General features: G+C 71.5%; 11 protein-coding genes and 1 pseudogene. 7 read left to right on the top strand and 5 right to left on the bottom strand.

Going from position 1 to position 11354, the window contains the following annotated elements; genetic code table 11:
- The first annotated feature begins 1 nt into the window (after position 1).
- From SRB17_RS12665 to SRB17_RS12635, 7 genes are all read left to right on the top strand, one after another.
- Entirely contained in the window at positions 2-523 is a 522-nt protein-coding gene (locus SRB17_RS12665; protein WP_153537686.1) for a cupin domain-containing protein, read from the top strand.
- The gene (locus tag SRB17_RS12660; protein WP_323375358.1) at positions 516-1268 is read left to right on the top strand and encodes an SDR family oxidoreductase; all 753 of its coding nucleotides are present in this window, start codon (positions 516-518) and stop codon (positions 1266-1268) included. Before SRB17_RS12665 ends, SRB17_RS12660 begins: the two co-directional genes overlap by 8 nt.
- A 65-nt stretch (positions 1269-1333) precedes the next feature.
- Positions 1334-2125 carry an SDR family oxidoreductase gene (locus SRB17_RS12655; protein WP_153537684.1) on the top strand — a complete coding sequence of 264 codons (792 nt, stop codon included), beginning with the start codon at positions 1334-1336 and terminating at the stop codon, positions 2123-2125.
- Positions 2126-2134: 9 nt separating this feature from the next.
- On the top strand, positions 2135-3766 hold the full coding sequence (locus SRB17_RS12650; protein WP_153537682.1) for a thiamine pyrophosphate-binding protein: 1632 nt from the start codon (positions 2135-2137) through the stop codon (positions 3764-3766).
- A 14-nt stretch (positions 3767-3780) separates the two neighbouring features.
- Positions 3781-4725, top strand: coding sequence for a PDR/VanB family oxidoreductase (locus SRB17_RS12645; RefSeq protein ID WP_153537680.1), 945 nt, complete (start codon positions 3781-3783; stop codon positions 4723-4725).
- A gap of 20 nt (positions 4726-4745) precedes the next feature.
- Complete coding sequence (locus SRB17_RS12640) at positions 4746-4970, top strand: recombinase-like helix-turn-helix domain-containing protein (RefSeq protein WP_153537678.1); 225 nt, start codon at positions 4746-4748, stop codon at positions 4968-4970.
- A 1-nt stretch (position 4971) separates the two neighbouring features.
- On the top strand, positions 4972-6006 hold the full coding sequence (locus SRB17_RS12635) for an aromatic ring-hydroxylating oxygenase subunit alpha (protein ID WP_153537675.1): 1035 nt from the start codon (positions 4972-4974) through the stop codon (positions 6004-6006).
- 83 nt (positions 6007-6089) lie between these two features.
- On the opposite strand, the pseudogene SRB17_RS12630 reads toward SRB17_RS12635, so the two are convergent.
- The 5 genes and pseudogenes from SRB17_RS12630 to SRB17_RS12610 form a co-directional block, all read right to left on the bottom strand.
- Positions 6090-6645 (bottom strand): annotated as a pseudogene (locus SRB17_RS12630) (polyprenyl synthetase family protein); the annotation flags it as partial.
- Between the two features lie 184 nt (positions 6646-6829).
- On the bottom strand, positions 6830-7378 hold the full coding sequence (locus tag SRB17_RS12625) for a MarR family winged helix-turn-helix transcriptional regulator (RefSeq protein WP_194293974.1): 549 nt from the start codon (positions 7376-7378) through the stop codon (positions 6830-6832).
- A 582-nt stretch (positions 7379-7960) separates the two neighbouring features.
- Complete coding sequence (locus SRB17_RS12620; RefSeq protein WP_153537671.1) at positions 7961-9208, bottom strand: ATP-grasp domain-containing protein; 1248 nt, start codon at positions 9206-9208, stop codon at positions 7961-7963.
- A 627-nt stretch (positions 9209-9835) separates the two neighbouring features.
- Positions 9836-10585 carry an SDR family oxidoreductase gene (locus SRB17_RS12615; RefSeq protein WP_153537669.1) on the bottom strand — a complete coding sequence of 250 codons (750 nt, stop codon included), beginning with the start codon at positions 10583-10585 and terminating at the stop codon, positions 9836-9838.
- Positions 10586-10587: 2 nt separating this feature from the next.
- Entirely contained in the window at positions 10588-11232 is a 645-nt protein-coding gene (locus tag SRB17_RS12610; protein ID WP_153537667.1) for an isochorismatase family cysteine hydrolase, read from the bottom strand.
- Positions 11233-11354 lie beyond the last annotated feature (122 nt).

The following is an 11354-nucleotide window of genomic DNA, read 5'->3' as shown; positions in this document are numbered from 1 at the left end:
CATGCCGCTGACCACCACCGAGTACGACAACGGCGGGGACCTCGCCAAGTACACCGACTCCCTCATCGCCTCCAAGGACTCGCGCGAGCCCGACTGGGGCACCCTGTCCTTCCAGGCGAAGGCGGGCCCGCAGTACAAGCGCGCGCAGATCCGTTACGTCGGCTCCGGCGCGACCGGCAACCACGAGGACGACAACAGGATCCTCCCTTCCGGCGGGTTCACCTTCTCCAACATGCTGCTCCCCCCGGGCGCCGAGGGCCCGGCCCACACCCACCACGACGTCGAGGAGGCGTTCTTCGTCCTGGAGGGCACGGTCCGCGTGGGCATCCATCGCGGCCCGGACGAGGTCGAGTACCGCACGCTGGGCTACCGCGACATGATCGTGGTGCCGGCCGGGGTGACCCGCTCGCTGAAGAACGAGGGCGACACGGACGCGCTGTTCTGCGTGATCATCGGCACGCAGAAGCCGCAGGTGCCGACGTACCCCGAGTACTCGCCGCTGTACGGCGTCTCCCGTGACTGACGCGTCGGCCGAGCGCCGTACCGTCGTCGTGACCGGCGCGGGCCGTGGCCTCGGGGAGGCCATGGCCCGCCGGGCGGCGGCGGACGGATTCCGGGTCGTCGTCGCGGAGCTGAACGAGGAGCGGGGTTCCCGTACGGCGGCGGCCGTCCGGGACGCGGGCGGCGAGGCGGAGTTCGTACCGCTGGACGTCGCCGACCCCGCCTCGGTCGAGGCGCTGGCCGCTCGTGTCGCGGCCGCCGCTCCCGTGTACGGCCTGGTCAACAACGCGGCACTCGCCAACGGCGTGGGCGGCAAGGAGTTCCAGGACATCGACGTCGAGGTCTGGGACCGGCTGATGGCCGTCAACGCGCGGGGTCCCTGGCTCGTCGCCAGGCACCTGCTGCCGCTGATGTCCCGCCCTGGGCGGATCGTCAACATCGCCTCGGACGCGGCACTGTACGGCTCCCCGCGGCTCGCCCACTACATCGCCTCCAAGGGTGCGGTCATCGCGCTGACCAGGGCGATGGCCCGCGAGCTCGGCGAACGGGGCATCACCGTGAACGCGGTGGCGCCGGGCCTGACGGAGGTCGAGGCGACCGAGGCCGTACCGGCCGAGCGGCACGCCCTGTACGCGGCGAACCGCGCGATCTCCCGGCCGCAGCAGCCCGACGACCTGGTGGGGCTCGTCGCCTTCCTGCTCGGCGAGGAGTCCCGCTACCTGACCGGACAGGTGATCGCCGTCAACGGCGGCTTCACCATGCACTGAACCACCGGCTGCACGAACCACTGTTTGCACCGTTGTGCGAGAACCACAGTCTGCAAGGAGAAACCATGGATCTCGGCCTCGCCGACCGCACCGTCCTGGTCACCGGCGGCAGCTCCGGCGTCGGCCTGGCCACGGTCCGGGCCCTGCTCGGCGAAGGCGCCCGCGTAGCGGCGTGCGCTCGCGACGCCGACCGGCTCGCGAAGGCCGCCGCCGGCCTCGGGACCGGCGGGGACCGACTGCTCACGGGTGGCTGCGACGTCCGGGACGCCGATGCCGTACGGCAGTTCACCGAGCGCGCCGCCGCGCACTTCGGCGGGCGTCTCGACGGGCTCGTCAACAACGCCGGCCAGTCCCGCATGAAGGCCCTCGACGAGACGACCGCCGAGGACTGGCGCGACGAACTGGAGCTGAAGTTCGCGGGTGTCCTCAACCCCCTTGCGGCCGCCCGTGGTTACCTGCGCGCCTCCGACGCCGCCGCGATCGTCAACGTCAACGCCGTCCTCGCCAAGCAGCCCGAGACCCGGCTGATCACGACGAGCGCGGCCCGCGCCGGCATCCTCAACCTCTCCGCCTCCCTGGCCCGCGAACTCGCCGGCGAGGGCATCCGCGTCAACTCCGTCTGCCTCGGCCTGATCGACACCGGCCAGTGGACCCGCCGCCACGCCACCGCAGGCAGCCGCCTCGGCTACGAGGAGTGGCAGGCGGAGATCGCCGCGGACCGGGGCATCGCCCTGGGGCGGCTCGGGCGTGCCGAGGAGGTCGCTTTCGCGATCGTCTCGCTGCTCTCGCCGCGCGCCTCGTACATCACCGGAACCAGCATCGATGTCTGCGGCGGAGTCGGCCGCGGCATCCTGTGAGGAGTTCGTATGCGTTACCACCATGGCGGCGAGCTCCTCGCCGCCCACCTCAAGTCCCTCGGCATCGAGGTCGTGTTCGGGATCGTGTCCGTGCACAACCTGCCGCTGGTGGAGGCCGTCGAGGCCGACCCGGGCCTACGGTTCGTGCCGGTGCGGCACGAGGCGAGCGCCGTCAACGCCGCCGACGCCTACGGCCGGGCCCGCGGCTCGATCGGCTGCGCGCTCACCTCGACCGGCACGGGCGCGGGCAACGCGGCCGGGTCGCTGATCGAGGCGCTGTCGTCGGGAACGGCGGTGCTGCACATCACCGGGCAGGTCGAGTCGGAGTTCCTCGGCAGTGGGCGCGGCTTCATCCACGAGACGAAGGACCAGCTCGGCATGCTCGCCGCGGTGTCGAAGTACGCCGCGACCATCACCTCCGCGCGGGAGGCGGGCCGCATCCTGCGGGAGGCGTCCGCCGCCGCGCTCACCGCGCCTGGCGGGCCCGCGAGCGTGGAGTGGCCGATCGATCTGCAGTACGCGGCCCAGGAGGACGCCGGTGAGAGCGCCCCCGCCACCAGGGCACCGGTGCCGGATCCCGTTCAACTTGCCGCAGCACGCGAGCTGTTGGCGTCCGCGCGCCGTCCGCTGATCTGGGCGGGCGGCGGCGCGAACACCGCCCGCGGGCAGCTGCTCACGCTGCTGGAGGCGACCGGAGCCGGCCTGCTGACCTCCAACTCCGGCCGCGGCAGCGTGCCCGAGGACCACGAGCTGGTCATCGGCAACTTCGCCACCACCGCGCCCGGGCGCGCTCTCCTCCAGGACGCGGACGTGCTCGTCACCGTCGGCACCCACTTCCGCTCCAACGAGACCGCCGACTACGGGCTCCAACTCCCCGAGGCCCACATCCAGATCGACCTCGACGCCGCCGCCCTCGGCCGCGTCCACCCGGCCCGCCACGCCCTCCACGGCGACGCCGGGGCCGTCCTTGCGCAGCTCGCCGAGACGGCCGTACGCGCCGACGCGGACTGGACGGCGCGGATCCGCGACGTACGCGGCCAGGTGCGCGCCGCACTGCGCGACACCATCGGCCCCCAGGCCGCGATCTGCGACGCCCTCGCCACCGCCCTGCCGCGCGGCGCCGTCGTCGCCCGCGACGTGACGATCGCCTCCTCCTCCTGGGGCAACCGGCTGCTGCCGATGCACGACCCGCGCGGCAATGTCTTCCCGCGCGGCGGCGGCATCGGACAGGGCCTCGGCATGGGCATCGGCGCGGCCCTCGCCCGCCCCGACGAGCCGACCGTGGTCATCGCCGGGGACGGCGGGCTTGCCGTCCACCTCGGCGAACTGCTCACCCTCGCCCAGGAACGCCCCCGTCTCACCCTGCTCGTCTTCAACGACGGCGGATACGGGGTGCTGCGCAACATGCAGGACAAGTACAGCGAACGCCGCTCTGGTGTCGACCTGTTCACCCCCGACTTCGCGCGCCTCGCCGCCGCCTGCGGACTGCCGTACGCGCGGATCGCCGACGCGAGCGAAGCCACAGAGCTGATCAGTGCGGCCGTCCGGTCCGCCGGTCCGACCCTGGTCGAGGTGGACCTGGTCGCGCTGGGCCCGATGAAGGCCCCGTTCACCCCGCCCGTCAAGATCCCCACCGCGTAGGGAGGCCCGCCGACATGAGCGCCACCGAAGAGCACGAACTGGATCTCCTCGTCCACCGTATGACCTGGGAGGCGGAGGGCGTCCTCTCCGTCGAGCTGGTCCACCCCGACGGCAAGCCGCTGCCCGCGTGGACGCCGGGCGCGCACCTGGACCTGCACGTGGGCGGCACCATCCGCCAGTACAGCCTGTGCGGCGACCCGGCGGACACCGGGGTGTACCGCCTCGGCATCCTCGACGCGCCGTCCTCGCGCGGCGGTTCACGCTTCGTGCACACCAAGCTGCGGCCCGGCCGGACTGTGCGGGTGGCCGGGCCGCGCAACCACTTCGCCCTCGAACCCGCCGCCTCCTACGTCTTCGTCGCCGGCGGCATCGGTATCACGCCGATCCTGGCGATGGCCCGCCAGGCGCAGCACGACGGCATCCCGTACCGGCTCACCCACGGCGGGCGCTCGCGCGCTTCGATGGCCTTCGGCGGCGAGCTCGCCGCGCTCGGCGGCGAGGTGACCCTCGTACCGCAGGACGAGCAGGGCCATATCGACCTGCCGGGCGCTCTCGAAGGCCTTCGGCCCGATGCGCTGGTGTACTGCTGCGGCCCGGAGCCGCTGCTGAAGGCGGTCGAGGAGGCGGTACCGGAAGGGCAGTTGCGCATCGAACGATTCGCGGCTCCGGCCGTTGAGCGCCGGGGCGATGACAGCGCCTTCCAGGTCGAGTGCCGTACGTCGGGGGTGACCCTGACCGTCGGACCCGACACCTCCATCCTTCAGGCCGCGGAGAACGCCGGGCTGAGCGTCAACTCCTCCTGCCGCGACGGCATCTGCGGCTCGTGCGAGACCCGCATCCTCGCCGGCACCCCCGACCACCGCGACTTCCTGCTCAGCGAGGCCGAGCGCGCCACCAGCGAGACGATGATGATCTGCGTCTCGCGTTGTGCCTCGGACCGCCTCGTCCTCGACCTCTGACACCCTCACGGAGAACTCCGATGCCCGAGACCTGGCCCTGCCTGGACCCCCACCAGACCCGCGACCACGAACCCACCCCGTACGAGCTGAAGCTCGCGCGCACGCTCGAGGACATCTTCACCAAGGACGGTCACCAGCTGGCCGACGTGATCGACGGCCTCAACTCCCGCCAGCTGCGCACACCCACGGGCGAGCCGTGGACCGAGGAGTCCTTCCGCGCCGAGATGCATCGCCTGGGAGCCTGACATGACACTTTCGACCCGCGCCACCGCCGAGCACATCTACGCCCACGGCCTGCGCAACCGGTGGCACCCCGTCGTACCGTCCCACTTCGTCCGGCCCGGCGGCATGCGCAAGGTGCGCGCCCTGGGCGAGAACTGGCTGCTCTTCCGCAAGTCCGACGGCACCCTGTCCATGCTCGCCGACCGCTGTCCCCACCGTGGCGCACCGCTGTCCCTCGGCAGGCACCTGGGCGACCGAGTCGCCTGCTGGTACCACGGCGTCGAGGTCGACGGCGCCGGAACGGTCACCTCCGTGCCCGGTCTGCCCGGCTGCAACCTGGAGGGCAAGACCCTCGTCGCCTCGCTGCCCGTCCGCGAGGTCGGCGGGGCCATCCTCGCCTACTTCGGCGACGAGGAGCACCCCGATCCGGTGGCACTCAGCCTTCCCGAGCCGCTGGTCGACGAGGAGACCTCCGCGTTCCTCTGCTATGCCGAATGGAACGTCCCCTGGCGCTTCGCCATGGAGAACCTGCTCGACCCGATGCACGGCGCGTTCCTCCACCACGACTCGCACACCATGTTCGCGGGCGACACGTCCGCCAAGTTCCGCATCCGGGAGACCGAGCGGGGCTACTTCTTCGAGAAGACCGACCAGCGCGGCGTCAACTTCGACTGGGTCGAGCTGTGTCACACCGGCGTCGACTGGGTGGACCTGTCCATCCCCTATCCGCCGTCGGCGGGACCGGGCGGCCCCTTCGGCATCGTCGGCATGGCCTGCCCGGTGGACGCCGAGCGCACCGGCGTCTTCTTCTGGCGCTACCGCAGGGTGCGGGACTGGCAGCGCGCCACCTGGCGCTTCCTCTACAAGACCCTCATCGAGGCCCGCCACTGGCAGGTCCTGGAGCAGGACCGCGTCATCCTCGAGAGCCTCCCCTCGGACGCCGACCAGTACGAGAACCTCTACCAGCACGACCTCGGCGTGGTCCGTCTGCGCCGCCTGTACCAGGCGCAGGCCGGGCAGCAGTCGAAGGCGCAGCCGGTGGCCGGCGCCACCGGGTGAAGGCCTGCGTGCCGGTTCACTGATGATGTGGTGTGCCGTTCGGCTGCGCGCCGGGGTCCTTTCATGTCCTCGATAGGGTCGTGTGCCGTGGTGTCCGCGCCGGCGCCGGTACGCAGGATCTCCAGACACTCGCCGTTGACAGCCCGCGGGCCATCACTGACCACAGGGGCCGGGCCGGGCGAGGTGGGCGGCGGGCAGACCGCTGGTGGCGAACGGCTGCCCGGCCAGCGCCGTGGGCAGGTCTCCCGCCGGCATCGCCGGCGACCTCGCGGCGGCGGCAGCCGGACGGCACAGTACGGCACCGCGCAGGACGATGTGCGCGGTGGGACGCCCATGGCGGAGCACGCTGTCGTCGATGAGCTCGTCGTGCACCACCGCGGCAGCGTGCACCAGCTCCATGGAGGCCGCCGCCAGCAGCGCGTCGCTGTCCGGCTGTCCCACCGCGCGCCGGCCCCAGTAGCAGAGTTTGCGGTCCGCGACCGTCGCCTCCAGTTGTTCTGCCACCGGCGCGAGGAGCGGATCGACCGCCGCGAGCTGGCCGGCCTCCGCGGCGACGAGCCAGGGCGGCCTGAGCGAGGATCTCCAGGTGAGCCGGGGTACGGCCGCGTACCGGTCCAGCGCCGGGCGGCCACGCGCCATCAGCTCGTGCTCGGCCTCGGCCTCGGCCGTCGGCTCGGCGGTGTCCGAGCGGCGCAGCATTCCCCGCGCGGTGCCACGGTCGCCCCCGGCATACTCACTGCCAGGTCGGCCAGCCCGGCCAGCAGCAGCGCCTTGTCATCCACGCCCGCGTGCCGCCCCGCTCCTCACTTCAGCCGCGGCCAGGTCAGCTCGCCTCCGCACCCTCGTCCGCGGCGTCTTCGGACCCGACGATCGAATGCTCCAACTTGGAGAGCAGGCGGGCCAGTTGGCGGCGCTCGGCGGGTGAGAGCTCGCCGAGCATGCGGCGTTCGTTCTCCAGGTGTTCGGCGAACACCTCGTCCACCTTCTTCAGGCCGGCCTCGGTGAGGCGTGAGTACACCACCCGCCGGTCCTCGGCGTCCCGCTCGCGTACGAGCAGGCCGTCCTTCTCGAGCCGGTCGAGGCGCAGGGTCACCCCCGCGGAGGAGATCAGCCCGGAGGCGGCGAGCTGCCCGGCGGTCAGCCGGTACGGGGCGCCGGACCGACGCAGCGCGGTGAGCACGTCGAACCCGGCGACGGACAGCCCGTGCTCCTCGAGCCGCGCGGTCATCCGCGACTGGTACCGCAGATACGACCGGTGCAGCCGGGCGAGCACCTCCAGCGGTGAGGTGTCCAGCTCCGGCCGCTCACGCGCCCAATCCTCGACGATCCCCGCCACGGCATCCGGCCGCTTCGCCGCCCTGCGCTGCGCCATGTCTTCCCCTCGCGGCATGTATCTGGTGCGGAAATCTTAGCCCTAAGGGAAACCACTCCCTTGTTCTCCGTCCGGCCACGGACCTTTCCGGTCCCGGGCGCCCCGCACCACCATGTTGCGCGACCCCGGCTTCGCCCTCGGCCCCGTCGTCGTCGGCGCGGTCGCCCTCAGCGACGCGGGGTCGGCGTTCGCGGCTCCTGATGCCCTGGACAACGGCTTCACCACCGCGTTCCTGGTGTGCGGAGTGGCGGCAGGGCACCGGTCGCAACGGCCGGTGCCCTGCGTGCTCCGGCCCTATGGGTGCACTCGGTGGCACAAGCCTGTTCAGCGCCTCGCACCGCCGGTCGGGGGTGGGGCAGGGTGGAGGAGGGGTGCGTTGAGGTAGGCGCCGGGCTCCCGGTGGAGGCCGCGACGAAACGCCGATGTCGAGGTTCAGCAGGGACGATTCGCACCCGAACCAGAGACGCTCCTCGCCCGGCACGCAGGCCAGGGGAACCAGATCGCGGGCGGCGAGGCTGTCGATGGCGTGCGCGGCGACGAAGCGGCCTGCCCCGGTCAGGACGGACAGCCCGGCCCGGAGCCTCAGCCCGCGCCGGTCAGCACGCGGCGGATCTTTTCGAGCATGGGGGTGGGGACGAAGCCGGTCTGCGCGCACAGCGCGGCGAGTTCCTTCACCGTCCGCTGTTCGTCGCCCGGGTTCACGGTGAACGTGAGGATGCCTCCGCGGTTGTGGCCGTCGATGATCAGGTCGTGGCAGGTGACGAGGTCGACACGGGCGCGGAGTTCGGCGAGCAGCACCGGGGTGGGGTTCGCGGTGAGGCATTCGATCGCGAAGCGTTCGGCCGGAGCGTCGGGCCGGGTCGGCCAGGCACCGCCCAGGATGTCGAGCAGGGCGACAAAGGTGTTGAGTCCGCTCGCGGCGATGGACAGGGTGGTCGCGCCGCCGATCCGGGGGTTGATCTCCAGGACGTGATAGACACCGTCGGCGTAGATCATGTCGACGTTGACGGACCCTTCGACCCCGAGGTTCGTGCACAGGTCCACAAGGCGCTGCGCGGTGGGCCGGAAGTCGTCGTCCCGGGCGGGGTCGACGTAGCGCAGGTCTTCGAACGTGAAGGCGGGCGGGCCTCCCGCGGTGCCGGTCCAGATCAGAGGCATGACGCTGTAGTGGCCGGCGGCGCCGACGATGTCGACCGAGCAGAGCCGTCCGCTGACGCACTTCTCCAGGACCGCGTGCGCTGCGGGGCGTGCGGTCAGGTGACGATCGAGGGCGGCCGGGTCAGGGATGAACTCGATGCCCATGCTGGTGGAGTCCCACAACGGCTTTGCCATGAGGGGGTATCCGAGGTCCTGGGCAGCGAGGTGGACGGCGTCCGGGTATGCCGGGACGGGCAGCGCCCGGTCGTTGAGGAGGTCGCTGTCGACCAGGACGGCGGGCGGGGTGGTGATGCCGTGGGCCTGGAGGACCCGCTTGGTCTCCCACTTGTCGCACAGGATGCGCGTGGCGGCCAGGGGGGTCATGACCGTGCGGATGCCGAGGGCTTCGAGCTTGGTCTTGACGACGGCGTCGCGCAGGGCGTTCTCGTCCGGCAGGGAGATCGCCACGGCGGCGTCGGCTCCCCAGGCGCGCACGCGCGCGACGAACTCGTCCGGTGTCGCGGCGGGATCGAGTCGCTCGCTCGTCCCCGGGAACAGATCCGGGCCGCAGTCGCCGTGGGTGTGGAAGAGGCGGGCCTCGGCACCGAGCCGGGCCAGGGCGGGGGCGATGCCGTGGATGTACGGATCGGCGCGCTGGATGTCTACGGACCGGAGGAAGGCGATGCGCTGCATGTCAGCTCACTTCTACGCGGGTGTGGGCGAGTGCGCGGGCGGCGTCGGCGTTGACCTGTGCGGTCGCGGGGGCGGTGAAGACCAGGTGGCCGATGCGGGGCCGAGTGGCCGTGGGCAATGCCGGCGGCGGCGCCGGGCGGTGTGGTGACGCCTGTCGTGGGCGACCGGGCCGTCGTGGCGGCCGAGCACGGTCAACCCGTGGAAGGTGCCGGCGCGCGGCGGGGTGAGGAAACGGATCGCGCACGTCCCCTCCTCGGCGCCCCGAGGGCCCGTTCGACGGCCGCCGTACGGCACGGACGTCGTCGGGCGGCACGACGGCGGGCATGTGTCACCGGTCTCGGCCCGGTGGGCGCCGCCCGTGGCGTGCTTCGCGACTGGGGCAGGACAGGAGCCCGAGTTCGCGAGCGCTTCGATCAGCGGGATCTTCTCCACGCCGCGCAGTAGACCGCACCCGACGGGCCAGGGCCACGAACGTAACAACCAGAGCAGAAAGGCGATTTCACGCCCACGGTTGTAGCAAGCTCCAGCCGCCGGACGAGGCACGGGTCCCCGGAGTATGACTTTGCGGAAGCGATCTTTGTGCAGAACGCCCACCGCGGCTCGTGCATCAGATGGCCGATCGGGAAGTCAGTGGGCCACAAGCTGTTGGCCGCCGTCGATGTCGTAGGTGGCGCCGGTGAGGGCTTCGTTGGCCATGATGTGCAGCGCCAGAGCGGCGACGTCCGCCGGGCCGACCACCCGGCCGATGGGCAGCGTCTTCCTCAACTGCTCGCGTCGCTCCTCGAGTTGGTCCCCGAGGAGGCTGGCCGACAACGGCGTGTCCACGAACCCGGCCGCGATGAGGTTGACCCGGATCGGGGCGATTTCCAGTGCCAGGTTGGCGGTCAGCGCCGGCAGGGCCGCGGTGAGGGCGCCCATCACGGCCATCCCGACCGCGGGCCGCCGGCCGCCGGTCCCGCCGATGAACAGCAGCGTTCCTCCGGCCCTGACCTTCTGCCGGCTCGCCCGCGCCGTCGCCAGCACCATCGCGATGCGCCCGCCGAATTCACGTCCGGCGTGGGCCAGGTCGAGTTCGGCGAGGGGGGTGTACGACGGGCTGCCGGCCGTGACCAGCACATGGTCGACCTGCCCCGGCAGCGCCCGGAGGAAGCGCTCGAGGCGGTCGGTGTCCTGGGCGTCGAACGCGGCCGTGCTCAGCGGGTCCAGCTCGTCCGCCGCCCGCTGCAGACGTTCGGCGTTCCGTGCCGCGAGCACCACCTCGCCGCCGGCCGCACGCACCTGCCGCGCGGTTTCGAGCCCGATTCCCGCGCTGCCTCCCACCACCACGACCGTCTGCCCGGCCAGGCCTCCGGGCGCCGCACCGTCTTCGCCCCGCATGATCACCTCCGCGTCTCCTGCGCGCCACTCACCGTGTCGACGAACTCATCGGTCGTGAGGATGGCGTGGGCGTACAGAGGCGCGTTCAGCTCGAACGTCGCCGTCATCTCCTCCCAGCTGAAGGAGCCGATGGCATCGCGGATGAGGGTGACGTGGTAACCCAGTTCCTGGCCGAAGCGAGCGGTGGTGTCCACACAGGTGTTGGCCCGCATACCGATGAACAGGATCTTCCGGACGTGATGCTGCTTGAGCATGAAGTCGAGGTCGGTGTTCGCGAAGCCGCTCGAGGCCCAGTGCTGGCGCATGACGAGCTCGCCCTCGCGGGGCTCGAAGTCAGGGTGCCACTCGGCCCCCCAACTGCCCTTGGCGAAGGTCTGCTGGCTCACGATGTGCTGCTGAGTCGGTGACAGGTGGTCCCACGTGACGTAGTCGCTCGGCGTCGTCTGGTGATGGGGCACGATGAACACCCGAAAACCATGGCTGCGGGCGGTGGCGAGCATGGTGCGCATGTGATCGAGCAGACCGATGCCTTCCGCCACTTCCTTTCCCCTGGGCCACAGCTTGCCCCCTTCGGACAGGAAGTCGTTGTACGGGTCGACAATCAGAAGAGCGGTTTCGTCCGGTGGGTACCGTGCTTCAGAAGTCATGGACGGATCCCAACTGGTCAGCGAACGGATCGATCGCGTTTGGGATGCAGCAGAGGGGTCGGTAGGGGCAGTCCCGGTCCTCCGCCACAGACCGCCGACTCCGTGGATTCAGTCTGTCACCC

Source organism: Streptomyces sp. RB17 (assembly GCF_009604455.1).
Classification (GTDB): domain Bacteria; phylum Actinomycetota; class Actinomycetes; order Streptomycetales; family Streptomycetaceae; genus Streptomyces.
This window is presented reverse-complemented; position numbering and strand designations above follow the sequence as displayed.